This window comes from Rhodococcus sp. PvR099, from assembly GCF_017833315.1.
GTDB classification, from domain to species: Bacteria; Actinomycetota; Actinomycetes; order Mycobacteriales; family Mycobacteriaceae; genus Rhodococcus_G; species Rhodococcus_G oryzae.
The window spans coordinates 3,616,021-3,632,478 of record NZ_JAFIBV010000001.1; the positions used below are offsets into that span (position 1 = coordinate 3,616,021).

The 16,458-nt window shown below is 69.3% G+C and carries 19 protein-coding genes and 1 pseudogene; 11 read left to right on the forward strand and 9 right to left on the reverse strand.

Annotation, left to right across the window (positions count from 1 at the left end; all coding sequences use genetic code 11):
- Positions 1–3: 3 nt before the first annotated feature.
- Both JOE46_RS16635 and JOE46_RS16640 read right to left on the reverse strand, forming a co-directional pair.
- Positions 4–915, reverse strand: coding sequence for a hypothetical protein (locus JOE46_RS16635; RefSeq protein ID WP_209927883.1), 912 nt, complete (start codon positions 913–915; stop codon positions 4–6).
- 39 nt (positions 916–954) lie between these two features.
- The gene (locus tag JOE46_RS16640; RefSeq protein ID WP_097213128.1) at positions 955–1,422 is read right to left on the reverse strand and encodes a GtrA family protein; all 468 of its coding nucleotides are present in this window, start codon (positions 1,420–1,422) and stop codon (positions 955–957) included.
- Between the two features lie 121 nt (positions 1,423–1,543).
- On the opposite strand from JOE46_RS16640, the gene JOE46_RS16645 reads away from it, so the two are divergent.
- From JOE46_RS16645 to JOE46_RS16655, 3 genes are all read left to right on the forward strand, one after another.
- Positions 1,544–2,167, forward strand: coding sequence for a superoxide dismutase (locus JOE46_RS16645; protein ID WP_209927884.1), 624 nt, complete (start codon positions 1,544–1,546; stop codon positions 2,165–2,167).
- A 185-nt stretch (positions 2,168–2,352) separates the two neighbouring features.
- Positions 2,353–3,801, forward strand: a complete 1,449-nt coding sequence (locus JOE46_RS16650) for an FAD-binding oxidoreductase (RefSeq protein WP_209927886.1) — start codon at positions 2,353–2,355, stop codon at positions 3,799–3,801.
- A complete protein-coding gene (locus JOE46_RS16655) occupies positions 3,798–4,559 on the forward strand; it encodes a decaprenylphospho-beta-D-erythro-pentofuranosid-2-ulose 2-reductase (RefSeq protein WP_097214111.1) in 762 nt (253 codons plus the stop codon). The genes JOE46_RS16650 and JOE46_RS16655 overlap by 4 nt, the downstream gene beginning before the upstream one ends.
- A 91-nt stretch (positions 4,560–4,650) precedes the next feature.
- Here JOE46_RS16655 and JOE46_RS16660 read toward each other — a convergent pair whose 3' ends face one another.
- Complete coding sequence (locus JOE46_RS16660) at positions 4,651–4,887, reverse strand: hypothetical protein (protein ID WP_097214112.1); 237 nt, start codon at positions 4,885–4,887, stop codon at positions 4,651–4,653.
- A gap of 259 nt (positions 4,888–5,146) precedes the next feature.
- On the opposite strand from JOE46_RS16660, the gene JOE46_RS16665 reads away from it, so the two are divergent.
- Positions 5,147–6,991 carry a galactan 5-O-arabinofuranosyltransferase gene (locus JOE46_RS16665; protein WP_209929131.1) on the forward strand — a complete coding sequence of 615 codons (1,845 nt, stop codon included), beginning with the start codon at positions 5,147–5,149 and terminating at the stop codon, positions 6,989–6,991.
- 52 nt (positions 6,992–7,043) lie between these two features.
- On the opposite strand, the gene JOE46_RS16670 is transcribed toward JOE46_RS16665, so the two are convergent.
- Positions 7,044–7,481 carry a DoxX family protein gene (locus JOE46_RS16670; RefSeq protein ID WP_097214114.1) on the reverse strand — a complete coding sequence of 146 codons (438 nt, stop codon included), beginning with the start codon at positions 7,479–7,481 and terminating at the stop codon, positions 7,044–7,046.
- Positions 7,482–7,576: 95 nt separating this feature from the next.
- Entirely contained in the window at positions 7,577–8,047 is a 471-nt protein-coding gene (locus tag JOE46_RS16675; protein WP_257017818.1) for a MarR family winged helix-turn-helix transcriptional regulator, read from the reverse strand.
- An 83-nt stretch (positions 8,048–8,130) separates the two neighbouring features.
- On the opposite strand from JOE46_RS16675, the gene JOE46_RS16680 reads away from it, so the two are divergent.
- The 3 genes from JOE46_RS16680 (at position 8,131) to JOE46_RS16690 (ending at position 10,783) form a co-directional block, all read left to right on the forward strand.
- Positions 8,131–8,682: a carboxymuconolactone decarboxylase family protein gene (locus JOE46_RS16680; protein ID WP_245221076.1), complete on the forward strand. Its 552-nt coding sequence runs from the start codon at positions 8,131–8,133 to the stop codon at positions 8,680–8,682.
- A 131-nt stretch (positions 8,683–8,813) separates the two neighbouring features.
- Complete coding sequence (locus JOE46_RS16685) at positions 8,814–9,497, forward strand: TetR/AcrR family transcriptional regulator (protein ID WP_209927887.1); 684 nt, start codon at positions 8,814–8,816, stop codon at positions 9,495–9,497.
- 56 nt (positions 9,498–9,553) lie between these two features.
- Positions 9,554–10,783 (forward strand): serine hydrolase, encoded by a 1,230-nt coding sequence (locus JOE46_RS16690; protein WP_209927889.1) that lies wholly within the window; start codon positions 9,554–9,556, stop codon positions 10,781–10,783.
- Here JOE46_RS16690 and JOE46_RS16695 read toward each other — a convergent pair.
- Positions 10,780–11,373, reverse strand: a complete 594-nt coding sequence (locus JOE46_RS16695; RefSeq protein WP_209927890.1) for a TIGR03086 family metal-binding protein — start codon at positions 11,371–11,373, stop codon at positions 10,780–10,782. The two genes, JOE46_RS16690 and JOE46_RS16695, sit on opposite strands and share 4 nt — an antisense overlap.
- Positions 11,370–12,356 carry a sigma-70 family RNA polymerase sigma factor gene (locus JOE46_RS16700; RefSeq protein ID WP_097214119.1) on the reverse strand — a complete coding sequence of 329 codons (987 nt, stop codon included), beginning with the start codon at positions 12,354–12,356 and terminating at the stop codon, positions 11,370–11,372. The genes JOE46_RS16695 and JOE46_RS16700 overlap by 4 nt, the downstream gene beginning before the upstream one ends.
- A 137-nt stretch (positions 12,357–12,493) precedes the next feature.
- Between JOE46_RS16700 and JOE46_RS16705 the strand changes: the two genes are divergently transcribed.
- A complete protein-coding gene (locus tag JOE46_RS16705) occupies positions 12,494–12,727 on the forward strand; it encodes a hypothetical protein (protein ID WP_209927891.1) in 234 nt (77 codons plus the stop codon).
- A 9-nt stretch (positions 12,728–12,736) separates the two neighbouring features.
- Here JOE46_RS16705 and map read toward each other — a convergent pair whose 3' ends face one another.
- A complete protein-coding gene (gene map / locus JOE46_RS16710; RefSeq protein ID WP_209927893.1) occupies positions 12,737–13,504 on the reverse strand; it encodes a type I methionyl aminopeptidase in 768 nt (255 codons plus the stop codon).
- A gap of 52 nt (positions 13,505–13,556) precedes the next feature.
- Here map and JOE46_RS16715 point away from each other — a divergent pair, with 52 nt between their 5' ends.
- The 3 genes from JOE46_RS16715 to JOE46_RS16725 all read left to right on the forward strand — a co-directional run bounded on the left by JOE46_RS16715 (position 13,557) and on the right by JOE46_RS16725 (position 15,290).
- On the forward strand, positions 13,557–13,826 hold the full coding sequence (locus JOE46_RS16715; RefSeq protein WP_097214121.1) for a helix-turn-helix domain-containing protein: 270 nt from the start codon (positions 13,557–13,559) through the stop codon (positions 13,824–13,826).
- A gap of 96 nt (positions 13,827–13,922) precedes the next feature.
- The gene (locus JOE46_RS16720) at positions 13,923–14,567 is read left to right on the forward strand and encodes a dihydrofolate reductase family protein (RefSeq protein WP_257017819.1); all 645 of its coding nucleotides are present in this window, start codon (positions 13,923–13,925) and stop codon (positions 14,565–14,567) included.
- Between the two features lie 189 nt (positions 14,568–14,756).
- Positions 14,757–15,290, forward strand: coding sequence for a VOC family protein (locus JOE46_RS16725; RefSeq protein ID WP_209927894.1), 534 nt, complete (start codon positions 14,757–14,759; stop codon positions 15,288–15,290).
- On the opposite strand, the pseudogene JOE46_RS16730 reads toward JOE46_RS16725, so the two are convergent.
- Positions 15,287–16,412 (reverse strand): annotated as a pseudogene (locus tag JOE46_RS16730) (erythromycin esterase family protein). The gene JOE46_RS16725 and the pseudogene JOE46_RS16730 sit on opposite strands and share 4 nt — an antisense overlap.
- Positions 16,413–16,458: the final 46 nt, after the last annotated feature.

Consider the following 16,458-nt stretch of genomic DNA (forward strand, 5'->3'; position numbering starts at 1 on the left):
AGCTCAGCCGGTGGCTTCCGAACGCACGACGGGCGCCTGCTCGCCGGCCGCTCGAGGCGCGGATACCCGATCGAGCCGATAGTGCAGTCGCATCGCCACCCGTCGCCACATCCGCAGCACGTGGTCGGTGCGGAGGACGCCTTCACGGTCGACGTAGATGCGGAACTCCTCGCGGATCGGGACCCGGGCCGCATAGTGGCGCCCCCGCTCGAGGACGGTGACATAGGCGCCGTCGGCACCGAACTCGCCTGCCGGGGACTCCAGGAGCAGCGACCCGTCGGGGCCGTTCTGCGGGCGCAGGAAGACCTGGACATTGCCGTGCTCCAGCGGGAAGCTCACGTGGATACTGGGCCGGTCGTGTCCGGGTAGCAGGGCGCTGCGGTAGTACCCGCTGTACATGAAGTCGCCCGTACCGCGCAGCGTCCGCAACCAGGCCGAGCCGGCGTGGTTGCCTTCGCCGTCAACCACTTTCGTGATCGTGGTGTCCACCCCGTGCGCCGCGGCGAGCGGATCGACCGGGAGCGCCAGTTGCTGCACCCGCTTGCCGTACAACCGGCCGATGATCGATCCGGCCGGCGCGAACAACGGTGACCACTTGGTCCAGATCTCCATCCGCCATTGGCTGGTGTGCTCGTAGAAATCCCGGATCGCCGGATCGAGCCGCTCGGGGTCGAATCCGGGTCCGGCGAGACACTCCATGTCCGGCAGCAGTCCGGCGTCGGCATCCGCGGCGATGAGCGCTCCGCCGAGTCGCTCCGCCTCGACCGGAAGCCAGTGGTCCCGGACGACTCCCGCCGCCGAGGTGGGTGCCGTCAGCCATGCGTGGTCACCGCCCAGGTCAACGGGACGCCCCACCGTGCGCCACCACAACCGCGACACCCTGTCCGCGATCGGCCACAACCGATTGTGTTCCACGCGGACAGCGTGTCACAGCGCGACCGCGCTACCGGTTCGCTAGTGGATCTTGAAGATGACCGCGCGCTGGACGACGAAATTGATCACCGTCGCGGTGCCCTGCGCGATGACGAAGGCCAGCGGGGTCCGCCACCACTCGTCCGCGAACACGTTGTTCATCAGCTCATTGAGCCCGACCTGCACGGCGAAGGTCACCGCGTAGAGCGCCACCACCGCGACGAATCGGGCGCGGCTGGGCGGCGCCTTGAACGTCCAGCGCCGGTTTATCAGGTACGCGGTGCTGGTGCCCGCGACGAAGCCGATCGACTTGGCCACGAAGCGCGGCAGCCCGAGCGCAAGGAACAGCGTGTACAGCCCGTAGTCGACGACCGCGGACAACCCACCCGTCGCGATGAAGCGCACCATCTGCGTCTTGAGGTCCACATCGGTGCCGCCCGGCTCGTCGACGAGGGGCAGCTCGACGGGTAGCGGCAGGTGCGGCTCGGGGGCGCTGGCGGTTCCGGACACCGGTCGAGAGTAGGCGACGCCGCCACCGGTGCGCGCGCGTGACCTCTCACACAACCCCTGGACCTCCAGTGCGGTTGAGGTTGCAGGATCGGGTTCACGTCAACCGCTAAAGGAGCATCTCGTGTCTGTCTACTCGCTGCCTGAACTGCCCTACGACTACGCCGCCCTCGAGCCGCACATCTCCGGCAAGATCATGGAGCTGCACCACGACAAGCACCACGCCGCCTACGTCGCAGGCGCCAACACCGCCCTCGACAAGCTCGCCGAACTCCGCGCCGCCGACGCCGTCGCCCCCGTCGTCAACCTGCACGAGAAGAACCTCGCCTTCCACCTCGGCGGCCACACCAACCACACCGTCTTCTGGAACAACCTCAGCCCCGACGGCGGCGACAAGCCCGAAGGCGAACTCGCCGCAGCCATCGACGACCAGTTCGGCGGCTTCGACGCCTTCCGCACCCACTTCAACGCCAACGCCAACGCCATCCAGGGCTCCGGCTGGTCCATCCTCGCCTGGGACTCCATCGGCCAGCGACTGATCATCGTCCAGCTCTACGACCAGCAGGGCAACATCTCCATCGGCCTCACCCCCCTGCTCATGCTCGACATGTGGGAGCACGCCTTCTACCTCGACTACCAGAACGTCAAGGGCGACTACGTCAACGCCTTCTGGAACATCGTCAACTGGAACGACGTCTCCGCCCGCTTCGACCGCGCCCGCACCCAGACCGCAGGCCTCATCGTCTAGTCCCGCCCGGCCGAGTGTGCACTTGCCGGGCCAAACCCCCAGGAACGGCGACGGGAGCTGCACACTCGGCGGGTCCGGGCCGGGCGCCGAGTGTGCAGCTACCGGGCCAAACGTCGAGTGGCGGCGGCCATACCTGCACACTCGCCAGGGGTCGGATCCGCTACCGCCAGGTAACCTCTACAACGATGTCCACGACAGCTGAAGAGTCCCCGGCCGCCGCCGTGCAGCCGCAGCCTCTGACCACCCAGACCCGCACCCTGACCGGCTGGGGGCGCACCGCGCCCACCACCGCCCAGGTGCTGTCCACGCCCGACGTCGAGGTGATCGCCAGCGCGGTCGCGCAGGTCGCCGAGCAGAACGAGGGCAAGCCGTCCTACCTGCGGCGCGGCGTCATCGCCCGCGGGCTCGGCCGGTCCTACGGCGACCCGGCGCAGAACGCAGGCGGCCTGGTCATCGACATGAATGCGCTCAATCGCATTCATCGCATCGATCGCGACACCGCCCTGGTGGACGTCGACGCCGGTGTGAACCTGGACCAGCTGATGAAGGCGGCCCTGCCGTTCGGCCTGTGGGTTCCGGTACTTCCGGGCACCCGCCAGGTCACGATCGGCGGCGCCATCGGCTCCGACATCCACGGCAAGAACCACCACAGCGCCGGCAGCTTCGGCAACCACGTCGTGTCGCTGGACCTGCTGACCGCCGACGGCAAGGTCCGCACGCTCACCCCCAAGGGCGGGCGCAACGATCCCAAGGCCGCGCTCTTCTGGGCGACGGTCGGCGGCATGGGCCTGACGGGCATCATCCTGCGCGCCACCATCAAGATGACGCCCACCGAGACGGCGTACTTCATCGCGGACAGCGTCCGCACCACCAGCCTCGACGAGACCATCGCGCTGCACAGCGACGGCTCCGAGGAAAACTACGACTACTCGTCGGCGTGGTTCGACGCGATCTCCGCGCCGCCGAAGCTGGGCCGAGCGGCCGTGTCCCGCGGCTCGCTGGCGAAGCTGGACCAGCTGCCGGCCAAGCTGCAGAAGGATCCACTGCGGTTCAACGCCAAGCCTCTGGTGACGTTCCCGGACATCTTCCCGAACGGCCTCGCCAACAAACTCGACTTCACGATCGTCGGCGAGCTGTATTACCGGAAGACGAAGAACGCCACCAACCAGATCCAGAATCTGACGGCGTTCTACCACCCGCTCGACCTGTTCGGGGAGTGGAACCGCGCCTACGGATCCAACGGATTCCTGCAGTACCAGTTCGTGGTGCCGCCCGAGGCGGTCGACGAGTTCAAGAAGATCATCGTCGACATCCAGCGGTCGGGCTTCTACTCGTTCCTCAACGTGTTCAAGCTGTTCGGCGAGGGCAACCAGGCGCCGCTGAGCTTCCCGATGCACGGCTGGAACGTCTGCGTCGATTTCCCGATCAAGGCCGGCCTGAACGAGTTCGTCACCGAACTCGACAAGCGTGTCCTCGAATTCGGCGGCCGGCTGTACACCGCCAAGGACTCACGCACCACCGCCGAGACCTTCCACGCCATGTACCCGCGGATCGACGAGTGGATCGCGACCCGCCGGAAGTACGACCCCACAGGCGTTTTCGCCTCCGATATGTCCAGAAGGTTGGAACTGTGATCAACGCCGTGGGTAACCCCCAGACCCTGCTGCTCCTCGGCGGCACCTCCGAGATCGGCCTGGCCATCTGCGAGGAGTACCTGAAGAAGGCTCCGATGCGGGTGGTACTGGCCGCACTGCCTGGCGATCCTGGCCGCGACGCCGCCGTCGCCCAGCTGAAGGCCAAGGGCGCCACCGAGGTCGAGCTCGTCGACTTCGACGCCGTGGACACCGAGTCGCACCCGAAGGTGATCGACGCGGCCTGGTCCAAGGGCGACGTCGATGTCGCGATCGTCGCGTTCGCGCTGGACGGCGACGCCGAGGAGCTGTGGCAGAACCAGCGCAAGGCCGTGCTGGTGGCCAACGTCAACTACACCGCGGCGGTGTCGGTCGGTGTGCTCGTCGGCGAGAAGATGAAGGCGCAGGGCTTCGGCCGCATCATCGCGATGTCCTCGGTCGCCGGTGAGCGCGTCAAGCGCGCCAACTTCGTCTACGGCTCCACCAAGGCCGGCCTCGACGGCTTCTACCTCGGCCTGGGTGAGGCCCTCGCCCAGTTCGGACCGAAGGTCACGGTGGTCCGGCCCGGCATGGTGCGCACCCAGTTCAGCGCGCACGTCAAGGAAGCCCCGCTGACGGTCAACAAGGACATCGTCGCCTCGCTCGCCGTCGCCGCGTCCGACAAGGGCAAGGAAATCGTCTGGACCCCGGGCCCCTGGCGCTTCGTGATGATGGCGCTGCGGCACGTGCCGCGGGCGATCTTCCGCAAGCTGCCGATCTAGCCCCACACGACCCGCAGCACCCGACGAATCGGCCCCACCACAGTGCACCGTGGTGGGGCCGATTCGTCGTTCGGGCAGGGCCGCACGTCGCTCATCCAGGCATGACCCGCCGCCATTGGCCGTTGCTCTCACAGGTCTGGTAGCTGCCGTCCGGGAGATAGACCTTGCTGCCGACGCTGTATTCCTTGCCGTCGTGCACGCAGACGACCGCCTGCGTTCCCTCGGCCGAGCTGCGGATCTCCGCCTGGGCGACCGAGGCGGTGGCCCCGATCGATCCCGCGGCGACGAGTAACGCGATGCCGAGCGTCTTTGCGGTTCGAGAGATCATCTGAGGCTTTCCGTTGGGATCGGGTGCGGGTGGACTACACCAAATATGGCGCGTCGAGGCCCACACCACCAGGCACCCAAGGGCGCCGATTCGGCCACCCCCGCAACCCCGCCGCGGCGCCCGCGTCCGGCTCACCCTCGGTTCACTAAGCTCAGTGCTCGTGACTGACGCTCCCGCAGCTCCGATCCCCGACACAGCTCCGAGCACGTCCGCGGCCCGCAGGGATCCGCTGCGTCGCGCGGCATCCACCGCCGGGGAGATGGGGCTGGCGGCGGTCGTCGCGGCCGCCGTCGCCGCGGTCGGGCTGATCGCCTTCGGGCTGGTGGACTGGCCTGCGTTCAACTCCTCCAACGTCACCCAGGCGCTGACCACGGTCGGGCAGGTCGTGACCTTGGCGGCGCTGGGTCTGTCGGTGTGGCTGCTGCGGGCCCGCCGCGCGGTGATCGCGGCGAAACTGCTGTCCTGGGCCGCGCTGTCCGGCTTCGTCACCGTCACCCTCGGGATGCCGCTGGCCGCGACGAAGCTGTACCTGCACGGCATCTCGGTGGACCAGGAGTTCCGCACCGAGTTCCTCACCCGGATGACGGACACCGCCCGGCTCGACGACATGACCTACGCGGACCTGCCCTCGTTCTACCCGGCGGGCTGGTTCTGGGTCGGCGGCCGGGTCGCGAATCTGCTCGGCATGGAGGGCTGGGAAGCGTTCAAGCCGTACGCGATCGCCTCCATCGCGGTGGCCGCCGTCGTGTCGCTGGTGTTGTGGTCGAAGCTGATCCGCGACCACGTGGCGGTGCTGGTCGCGACGGCCGTGACGGCGATCGCGCTGGCCTACGCATCCCCCGAGGCGTACAGCGCGGTCCTCGTGGTGCTGCTGCCGCCGGTGCTGGTGCTGGCCTGGGGCGGGCTGTACCGACCGGGCCGGAGCGGGGCCGACGGCTGGGGTGCGATCGTCGGGACGGGCATCTTCCTCGGCGTCGCCGCCACCTTCTACACCCTCTACCTCGGCTGGGCGGCGTTCGCGGTGACGCTGATGGCCGTGCTCGCCGCCGCGCTCGCGGTGCGGGCCAACGGGCTACGGGCGGCGCTGGACCCGCTGCTCCGGCTGGCGGTGACGGGCGTGATCGCCGGGCTCATCGCGTTGATCGTGTGGCTGCCGTACCTGAACGCGCTGCGCACCGGCCCGACCGCGAGCTCGGGCACGGCACTGCACTACCTGCCCGATTCGGGCGCCCACCTGCCCCTGCCGATGTTCCATTTCTCGCTGCTCGGCGGCCTCTGCCTGCTCGGCACGGTGTGGCTGGTCGGCCGCACCTCGTCCTCGCGGCGCGCGCAGGCGCTCGGGATCGGCGTCGTCGCCGTGTACGCCTGGTGGCTGCTCTCGATGGCCGTGACGGCGATCGGCAACACCCTGCTGTCCTTCCGCCTCGAACCGGTGCTGTGGGTCCTGCTCGGCGCCGCAGGCGTTTTCGGGTTCCTCGACTTCGCGCGCTGGACGATCCTGGCGACCAGCGAGAATCCGCGGGTCCGGGCCGCGATCGTCGCGATCGGCGCGCTGGGCGCGCTGGCATTCGCCCAGAACATCCCGCAGGTGCTCGCCTCGGAGATCACCACCGCGTACACCGACACCGACGGCAACGGCGAGCGGGCGGACAAGCGGCCGCCCGGCGCCGCCTCCTACTACGACGAGGTCGACGCGGCGATCACCGCGCAGCGCCCTGGACCGCGCTCCGACACCGTGGTGCTCACCGCCGACACCAGCTTCCTCAGCTTCTACCCGTACTTCGGCTTCCAGGGGCTGACGTCGCACTACGCGAACCCGTTGGCGCAGTTCGACCGCCGCGCCGCCGCGATCGCCGGCTGGTCCGAGACCGAGAGCCCCGACGAGCTGGTCCGGGCCATGGACGAAAGCCCCTGGCGCACACCGGATGTATTCGTCTTCCGCAAGGGGTCCGACGGCTACACGCTGCGCCTGGCGGAGGACGTGTACCCCAACGATCCGAACGTGCGCCGCTACACCGTGACCTTCCCGGAGAAGCTGTTCGACGACCCCCGGTTCACCACCACCGAGGTCGGTCCGTTCGTGATCGTCACCCGGGTCGGCTGAACACGGCTGTCCCCCACACCGGTTCGGTGCGGGGGACGGCATCCGAGGTCGGTCAGCCGCGGACGAGCGGCATGATCGCGCGCACCCGCAGATCGCGCAGGTACAGCCCGCCCCACACCAGGATGCCGAAGTAGATCGGCGCGAGGGTGGTGCTCAGGATGGGCTGCTCGGTGAGCAGGTTGGTGGCCACGGCACCGCCGAGGTAGCCGGTCAGCAGGACCGCACCGAGGATCGACGTGACGGGCACGACGTAGAGGGCGAGGCAGATCAGCAGCACCACACCGAAGACCCTGTTCAGGCTCGGGTCGAACCCGAGGTCGGCCATCGCGGTGCGCACCTGCTCGACGTTGGCGATGTGGGTGAGCGAGTCGAAGAGGAAGAACACGACGACCAGCCCGGTGATGATCAGGCCTGCGATCCGGGCACCCCGCGAGGGGGCGGCCGAGCCGGCGGCGGGTGCGGTGGTCGTGGTGTGCGGCGTGGTGGTCATGGCGGGCTCCGATGCTGGATTGCTTCGTGCATGGCGCGCGAAGCGGTTGCCATATAGACCGGCGACGACCGCAAAACTCATCGCGCGCGGGTCAATTATCCGCCGAACCAGGCCTGCGCGTCGAGACGGAAGCCCTGACCAGCGGTGACGGCGCGCAGATCGGACTCCAACGCGCGCAGCCGTTCCGGCCCGATCGTCGCCGCCCAGTCCGCCTGCAGTCGGTCGAATGCGACCGCGGACCGTCGCAGGCTGTCGAGCCCCCGCTCGGTGAGCACCACCCGCTTGCTGCGGGCGTCCGACGGGTCGCTCTCGCGCGCCACGTAACCGAGGCCCTCGAGCCGATCGACCGTCTTGCCCGCCGCCTGCTTGGAGACGCCGAGCCGTCGTCCCAGCTCGCTCGCGCTGGTCCCCGCGATCCCGATGGCTTGCATCGCGAATCCGTAGGCGGGCCGCATGTCCGGGTGCCCTTGCTCTGCCAGCTGGCGATGCACCTCGTCGATCAGTGTCCGGAATCCGGCGAACAGCAGCAGCGGCAGCTCGTAGCCGGGGCTCTCATCGACGGCCACGGCGCACCCCTTGCCGAATATAGACAACCATGTTTACTATATGGACAACCACGTTGACGATATTACCGCAGAGAGGACTCCAGATGCCCTTCACCCACCACACAGCCCAGACCGCCCCCGGCGCCGCCCGCCCGACCATGGCGACCATCGAGGGGAAGTTCGGGTTCCTGCCCGCCCCCGTGGCGCTCATGTCGGAATCGCCGGAGCTACTGCAGGCCTTCACCCGGTCGAACGCCCTGTTCGAGCGCAGCACGCTCACCGAACTCGAACGCGAGGTGCTGGTCCTGACCATCGCGACGCGCAACGAGTGTCACGTCTGCGTCGCCCTGCACACCGCCTCCCTCACCCGTGCCGCGGCGCCGGAGCAGCTGGTCACGGACCTCCGCTCCCGGCAGCCGCTCTCCGACCCGCGACTCGAGGCCATCCGCAGGTTCACGCTCGAGGTCCTGGACGCCGCGGGCGGGGTCGATGAGGCGCAGATGCAGGCGTTCCTCGACCACGGCTTCACGCGCCGCAACGCCCTCGAGGTCGTACTCGGGGTCGGCACCTACACGCTGTCCACCTTCGCCAATCGGATGACCGAGGCGCCGCTTGACCCGCCGTTCGCACCGTTCGCCTGGGACGGCGCCGCGTAGCACTTTCGCCGTTTGCCCCCACCGCCACATCAGCGTTGTCATCATTGATGACAACGACGATGACAGGCGGCCCGTGAGTCCTTCTGACCCCAGGGCGGACCAGAAGGACTCACGGCGGGAGGGATACAGGGATGGCCGAGGAGAGTTCGCGCACGCGACTGACGCCGGAGGTGATCGTGGACGCCGCCGTGCGGATCGCCGCGCGGGGCCGCCCCGACGGACTGACCGGACGTGCCCTCGGCGAGGAGCTCGGCGTGGACCGGTCGGCGGTCTGGCGGCACTTCTCCGACAAGGACGCGCTCCTGCGAGCCGTCGGCGACCGTCTATTGACGATGGCGCACGATCGCGTCCCCGCCGGGCTCGGCCCGAAGGAGCGGATGGAACACCTCGCCGGCGCCGTGGTCGCGGTGTTCACCGAGCATCCCCATGTCGGCGCCGCCGTGGCCCCGCGCACGACCCGCGGCCCTGGCGAGTTCGCCCTGGTCGAGATGATGCTCGCCGCGCTCGGCGAGCTGGGGCTGGAGCCGGCGGATGTGGTCCGCTACCAACGGATGATGGCCGAGGCCGTGCTTTCCTACGCGGGGATGCAGGCCGGCCACGCGCTGCTGCCGGACAAGCTGCGCGCGGGCGACGAACGCGCCTGGACCCACGAGTACGTCGGCGCGGACCCGGCGCGTTACCCCGCGATCGCCGCACACGCGTCTGCCCTGGCCGAGGTGGGCCCGGATCTGGTACTCGCCACCATGATCGAGGCCTTCTGGACCGCGCTCGACGCCAAGGCCGACACCGCGTCCGCCCGCGTGCGCACGGACTGACCCGGCCCCGCAAGGCGCCAAAGACCCACCCACCCGATATCGAGGATCACCCACGCATGACCGAGCCAAGCACCACCACCGAGCCCACCACCGTCGCCGAGCCCACCGTCGCCGAGCCGCCTCGCAAGCGCTCCCGGCTGTGTACGGCCGCGATCGTCGTCCCGGTGGCCGCCGCGACGCTGGTGGCGGCTACCTATGCGGCCGCCGCGGCGCTCGAGATCCCCGCGCCGCCGACCCTGGCCCGGCTGCTGACCGAGGCCCCGTCGAAGCAGGGCGAGCTGTATCCATCTCGCGCGGTGGCGGCCTCGCCGGATCCCGCTCCGCTGCAGTCGAACTCGATTCCGCTGCCGGACTCGGTGCCGTGGCGGGGCGAGCAGATCCCGGTCGCGCAGTTCCTCGAGACCACCCACACCAACGCCTTCCTGGTGCTGCGGGACGGCGCACTCACCAACGAGTGGTACCGCGACGGCGTCGAGGCCACGACACCGATGGCCTCGTGGTCGATGGCCAAGTCCGTCGTCTCGCTGATGATCGGTCAGGCCATCGACGCGGGCAAGCTCAGCGAGGACGACCGGCTGGTCGACGTCCTGCCGGAGCTCGCCACCGGCGGGGAGTACGACACCGTGACGGTGCGTCACCTGCTGGACATGACCGCGGGCGTCGATGTGTCCGAGAACTACAACCCGTACTGGCCGCTGACCGGCACGGCCCGGATGTACCTGACCCAGGACCTCGACGAGTTCGTCGCCGACCACCGCGAGGTCACCTACAGCCCGGGCAGCGAGGGCGACTACCGGAGCGTCGAGACCCAGCTCCTGGGACAGGTGCTGGCCCGGGTCGAGGGGAGACCGCTGACCGAGCTGCTCGAGCGGAACCTGTGGGCCCCGATCGGCGCCGAGGACGGCGCCACCTGGAACCTCGACCGGGACGGCGGCCAGGAGAAGGCGTTCTGCTGCCTCAACGCGACCGCCCGCGACTACGCCAAGATCGGCCGGCTCGTCCTCGATGGCGGGCGCGCGGGCGACACCCAGGTGGTCCCGCCCGCCTGGATCGAACGCATCAGCGCCCCTGCCCCGCACCAGGTCTCGAGCTCGCCGTGGGGCTACTCCGCGCAGTGGTGGCACCCCACCCCAGACAGCCCGGACCTGTCCGCGCTCGGTGTCTACGGCCAGTACACCTACGTCGACCCGGCCACCGGCACAGTCATCGTCAAGCTCAGCGACCACGGCACCGAGCAGGACGAGCAGGAGACCTTCGAGGTGTTGCGGGCGATTGCCGGCGCCTAGGCGCGCGAGTCGCGGCCGAGGAAGGCCAGCAGCCGCTCCCCCGGCCCCGCCCCCGCCGACAACTCGACGGGGGCGGCGAAGCGCGCCGGCCGGTCCGCATCACTGACGAAAAGCGTTGCACAGGTGTGCAGTTCCTCGGCGAGGTCCGGCGGGATCGGCCGGTTGCGCCCGCACGCCCTTGCGACGTCCCACCCGTGCACGGCGATCTCCAGCGCACCGGCGGCGGGCACGATGCCCGCGGCCATCGAGACGCCGCCGATCTGGATCCCCTCCGGATCACCCGAACGAGCCCACGCACCGAGCAGTCGGCAGGCGCGATCACACAGCGCCGCAACGGGATCGGACTCGGGATCGGCCGCGCCCGCGGCGGGTACCAGCGCGATGTGCCGGTCCAGGGCGGCCTCCTGCAGAGTGCCGAGGGCATCGTTCATGTGCGCCAACAGCTGTCGGAGGTCCCACCCGCGACAGGGCGTGGCCCGGTCCATCGACTCCTCCGTCACGAGCTGCAGGCTGCCCAACGTGTAGGCGATCGAACGCTCCAGCAACGCGACCGGGTCGGCCAGCGGCCACGCGACCGCGGCGCCCGTCATGACCCGACCGGCAGCGTCTCGGGCAGCCCGAACTTGCCGAACAGCGACACGTCGAAGAACACCGTCACATGACCGATCCCCGACGGCCCGAGCGAGACCACCTGCAGCTGGAAGGCGGAGTACCCGCCGTCGGGTTCGCGCATGTACATCGCGAACGCGGGCTGCCCGTTCGACACCGTGGGGATCAGCTTCATGTCCCCGGGACCATTTGCGGGGCAGTTGTTCTCGATGAGGGTGCGGATCGCATCGGGGCCCTGGTACCAGCCGACGAAGGGCGGCATCTCCCAGACGGCGTCCTGGGTGAACAGCTCCTTGAGCGCGGCCATGTCGTACGTCTCGAAGGCGGCCATGTACTTGTCGAGCAGCTCGCGCTGATCCGGCGCGACCGGCTCCACGACGGCGTCCTCGGCGGGCGAGGCCTGATCGATCTGCGCGCGGGCGCGCTGCAGGGCGCTGTTCACGGCCGCCGTGCTGATGCCGAGCAGTTCCGCGACCTCCGCGGCAGGCCAGGCCAGCACCTCGCGCAGGATCAGCACCGCCCGCTGCTTCGGCGGCAGGAACTGCAGGGCGGCGATCAACGCCAGCCGGATGCTCTCGCGGGAGGTCGCGACCACAGCCGGGTCGCTCGCGGCGGTGCCGAGGAGGGCATCCGGGATCGGCTCGAGCCAGGGCACCTCGCCCTGCTCGACGAGTTCGCCTGCGGGATCCGAGCTCGGCGCGCCGAGGCCGGTGGGCAGCGGGCGCTTGCCCTTGCTCTCCAGCGCGGTCAGGCAGGTGGTCGTCGCGATCCGGTACAGCCAGGTACGCAGCGAGGAGCGACCCTCGAACTTCTCGTAGGCGCGCCACGCCTTCAGGTACACCTCCTGCACCAGATCCTCGGCGTCGTGCACCGAACCGGACATCCGGTAACAGTGCGCCAACAACTCCCGCCGATACGGCTCCGCCAGCGGAGCAAAGTCCTCCTGAACCGCGCCCTCTGTCATCGCTTCCCACCCTTCGTCGAATGCCTTCCCGAGTACAGACCAGCCGCGCGGTGAAAACTCATCGGTCTCGCGCGATGAACTTTCTTGCCCCGCCCGGTCAGTACAGAGGAACACGATCCGACGAGCGAGGGAAGCCCGTGGCCGAGACGTCCGAAACACCGCAGCAGAACCCCGTGCACAAGGCGATTTCGCGGGACGGCACCGTCATCGCGTACGAGCGGTCCGGCGACGGCCGGCCGATCATCATCGTGGGAGGCGCCGCGGAGATGATCCCCGGCGCCCGGCACCGCGCGCTCAACGGCGGCTTCCACGACGTCCCGCCCGAGACCCTCGCGCCGGTGCTGCTCGATCACCTGACGGCGGCCTCGTGATCGCGGCCCTCAGGCGGCGGTGAGGATCAGCGGCCCGTCCGGGGTGATGGCGATGGTGTGTTCGCTGTGCGCCGCGCGGGTTCCGTCGAGGGTGCGCAGCGTCCAGCCGTCCGGGTCGTGCCGGTAGTCGTCGGTGCCGCCGCCGATGAGCATCGGCTCGAGCGCGAGCACCAGGCCCGCGCGCAGCTTCATCCCCCGGCCGCGCCGTCCCTCGTTGGGCACGTCGGGGTCCTCGTGCATGGCGCGGCCGATGCCGTGGCCGCCGTGATCGGCGAGGACCCCACGCCCCCTGCTCCTGGCGAAGGCGCCGATGGCGTCGGCGATGTCACCGATCCGGTTCCCCACCCGCGCGGCCTCGATGCCCCGCGCGAGCGCCGCCTCGGTGTCCGCGATCAGGCTCAGGTCCTCGGGATCGGCCTCGCCGACCACGAAGCTGATCGCCGAGTCACCGCACCACCCGTCGAGATAGGCCCCGCAATCCAGGCTCACCAGGTCTCCGTCGGCGAGCCGGTGGTCCGTCGGGATGCCGTGCACGATCGCGTCGTTGACGCTGGCGCACACCACGCCGGGGAACGGCGACGGTGCCCAGGCGGGGTGGTAGTCGAGGAAGGCCGGGGTGGCGCCCGCCTCTCGGATCACCGCCGCGGCGGCCGCGTCGAGGTCGCGCAGGCTCACCCCGACCGCTGCCGTGGCACGCGCCGCCGCGAGGGCCTGCGCCACCACCCGTCCGGCCGCCCGCATCGAGCGCACCTCGTCCTCGGTCTTTATCTCGACCATTCCCACTCCACCTCCGGTTGCGAATAACTATACCGGTATTACTATAGGCATCATGGTGCGCGTGCCGCTGACGGCGGAGGAACTCGAACGGGGCAGGCGGCTCGGCGAGCTGCTGCGCGGGGCCCGCGGCGAGGCCAGCATGGTCGAGGTCGCGCTGGACGCCGGCATCTCCGTGGAGACGCTGCGCAAGATCGAGACCGGACGGATCGCGACGCCCGCGTTCTTCACCGTCGCCGCCCTCGCCCAGGTTCTCGGCCTGTCGCTGGACCTGGTCGCCGAAGCCCTGGCCGATCCGCCTTCGCGGCGCGAGGCGGCCTCGTAGCCTGCCGTTCCTGGGATGCCGGTCAGCCTTCCGATGAGTTTGTGCGCCTCGGGGAGTCTCTACTTTGATCACCATCATCGAGAGTGGGAGCACAGAGTGAGTCAGCAGCTACTGCGGGTCCAGAACTTCAATGTTTCGAGTGACGGAATCGGCGCCGGGGAAAACCAGAGCTTCGAGAGCCCGTTCGGCCTCGACCCCGGTGCCATGTTCGCGTGGGGCGGCGCCACGGCCAGCTGGCCCACCCGCACCGACCCCGGCGGCAGCCGCGGCCTCGACGACTACTTCACACGGGACTTCGCCCGCAACATCGGCGCCGAGATCATGGGGCGCAACAAGTTCGGCCCCCAGCGCGGCCCTTGGGAGGATCACGAATGGCGCGGGTGGTGGGGCGAGGAGCCACCGTTCCACACCCCGGTGTTCGTCATGACCCACCACAAGCGGCCCTCGTTCACGCTCTCCGACACGACGTTCCATTTCGTCGACGGCGACCCGGCCACGATCCTCGAGCAGGCTCGCGAGGCGGCGCAGGGCAAGGACGTCCGACTCGGCGGCGGAGTCACCGCCATCAAGCAGTTCCTCGACGCCGACCTCGTCGACACCATGCACGTGGCGGTCTCCCCGATAACGTTCGGATCCGGGCTCCGGCTCTGGGAGTCACCGGAAGAACTGCGCGACCGGTTCCACCTCGAGATCGTGCCCAGCCCGAGTGGTGTGGCCCACCACCTGTTCTGGCGGAAATGACCCGGGGAACCGCTCACGGATAAGAAACAGTCCGATCACCGACCAGCTAGGGTCACCCGGGTCGACACGACCCGGGTGTCCTGGTCACCCGCCCCTGCATGCTGGTCCCTCTCAGGCTGCCCGATCCTGACTACCGGCGGTGCAAACCGCGGACAGCCGCTGACCGCATTCGATGACAGCCTCGCAGGCATGACCACGAGAGCGCTGATCCGATCCAATTCCGACCTGCACAATGGCTACGGCAGCCTGAACGCCTTCGCGGCGGTGAAGGGCCCTGGCGGCGCCCGGGCGTTCATCCGGTTCCTCACCGAGGTGCTCGACGGCCGAGAAACCGAGGAAGCGCACGCGGTGGACACCGGGTTGCTGATCCACGCGGAGGTCCGGATCGGCGACTCCTGTCTGATGGTCGTCGACTCCAAGCCGGACTGGGCGTTCACCCCCGCGCTGCTCCAGGTGAACGTCGCCGACTGCGACGAGGTACTCCGGCGCGCCGGCGACCGAGGCTCCCGGGTGATCACATCGACCACGCCGTTCTACGGCGACAGCTCCCTCGCCCGGTTCGTCGACCCCTGGCACAACGTGTGGTGGCTGTTCGGCCCGGCGATCGAGGGCGCACCCGAACCGACATGGGATCCCGACGCCCTCGCCGAGGAGTCGACGATCCACGCCACGATCTGCGAGGCGATGCGCACCCTCTCGCCGCCTGCCCCCGGCGAGGCCTAGCCGGGAGCGTGCGTGAGCGCCGTTGCGCCGGAGCTGATGTGCAGGATCGCACCGACCGTGTCGAGGGTCGCCCGGTCGAGCGGGAAGTAGCCCTGTGCCGGCGTGTTGTCGGTGCGGGTGCGACCGGCGGCGACCTCGGCGGCGGGCGTCAGACCCCAGGTGGCGACCCGGGCCTGGAGGAAGCCTTCGTAGGTGTCCGGTTCCGGGTCGCCGAGCCCGATCGCGTCGCTGCGGCCGAGGCTGCCCGCGATGAAGGCGTACCGGTCGCCCACCAGTGACCCGACGATGGCGCCGACGCTGAACCACTCGAGGTCCATCTCCCCCATCCGCATGGTGCTCGGGCGCTCCTGCAGGTGGCTGTTGTGCGCGAAGACCAGCGTCGCTCCCCGCCGATCCTCGATGCTTCGGATGTCGAGGAGGTTTCGGGCCATGAGCGCGTCGCGGGTGCCCAGCAGGAGCGATATCCGCTCGCTCTCGTCGATGCGCTGCGCCGCCTGCCTGTGGTAGCGGAGCAGGCCGAGGCCTGCCGTGAGATACGTTTCGGCCCTGTGCCATTCGGCGCGCGTAGAGCGTGGTGAGCAGGTCGTCGGCAGTCGTCCGCAGCCGCTCGGCCTCGGCCGTGGCGCCGATCGACGCGGCCGAGTCCATCACCGCTTCGGCGCGGCTCCAGCGTTCGTCATCGCCACAGAGGCCCGCGATGTCGAGGTCGAGCCCCAGATAGTCGCGGGCGTGTTCGAGGTAGCGTCGCGGGCTGGGTGCGCTGGTGTTCTCCGTCGAGGCGTCCACGCCGTGAAAGGCCAATCGCTCTGTCGGCGGCCTGTTCTCGTTGTAGTCGCGCATCCAGCCAACCAGTTCCCGGTTGGCCTCCAGGTCCCCGAGGCCGTGCGAGAAGCCCTCGCTCATCGCCAGATCAAGGCTCCCGACCCCCTCCTGCACGAAGTCGTTCACGGTGAGCGCTGCCACGCGATCGGTCTCCAGGGCGATCGACCGGAAGCCGCGGTCGACCAGTTGCGCGAACAGTTCGTTGCGGACCCGCGCGAACGCGGGTTCCAGATGCGTCGGCTCTCCGAGCGCGAGAATGTCACATGATGCGGGTACGAAGTCTCTGATGTCCTGGCTCATGTGTCTCAATCGTATCGTTGAAAGATCCGTTGAGACTTGTGAAGCA

What these genes read in the sequence shown, in the direction of transcription:
- JOE46_RS16685 (WP_209927887.1), top strand. Translation starts at nt 8,814, where the DNA reads ATGGCCGAGGAGAGTTCGCGCACGCGACTGACGCCGGAGGTGATCGTG.
- JOE46_RS16665 (WP_209929131.1), top strand. Translation starts at nt 5,147, where the DNA reads ATGGGGCTGGCGGCGGTCGTCGCGGCCGCCGTCGCCGCGGTCGGGCTG.
- JOE46_RS16670 (WP_097214114.1), bottom strand. Translation starts at nt 7,481, where the DNA reads ATGACCACCACGCCGCACACCACGACCACCGCACCCGCCGCCGGCTCG.
- JOE46_RS16660 (WP_097214112.1), bottom strand. Translation starts at nt 4,887, where the DNA reads ATGATCTCTCGAACCGCAAAGACGCTCGGCATCGCGTTACTCGTCGCC.
- JOE46_RS16715 (WP_097214121.1), top strand. Translation starts at nt 13,557, where the DNA reads ATGGTGCGCGTGCCGCTGACGGCGGAGGAACTCGAACGGGGCAGGCGG.
- JOE46_RS16690 (WP_209927889.1), top strand. Translation starts at nt 9,554, where the DNA reads ATGACCGAGCCAAGCACCACCACCGAGCCCACCACCGTCGCCGAGCCC.
- JOE46_RS16680 (WP_245221076.1), top strand. Translation starts at nt 8,131, where the DNA reads ATGCCCTTCACCCACCACACAGCCCAGACCGCCCCCGGCGCCGCCCGC.
- JOE46_RS16700 (WP_097214119.1), bottom strand. Translation starts at nt 12,356, where the DNA reads ATGACAGAGGGCGCGGTTCAGGAGGACTTTGCTCCGCTGGCGGAGCCG.
- JOE46_RS16695 (WP_209927890.1), bottom strand. Translation starts at nt 11,373, where the DNA reads ATGACGGGCGCCGCGGTCGCGTGGCCGCTGGCCGACCCGGTCGCGTTG.
- JOE46_RS16725 (WP_209927894.1), top strand. Translation starts at nt 14,757, where the DNA reads ATGACCACGAGAGCGCTGATCCGATCCAATTCCGACCTGCACAATGGC.
- map (WP_209927893.1), bottom strand. Translation starts at nt 13,504, where the DNA reads ATGGTCGAGATAAAGACCGAGGACGAGGTGCGCTCGATGCGGGCGGCC.
- JOE46_RS16650 (WP_209927886.1), top strand. Translation starts at nt 2,353, where the DNA reads ATGTCCACGACAGCTGAAGAGTCCCCGGCCGCCGCCGTGCAGCCGCAG.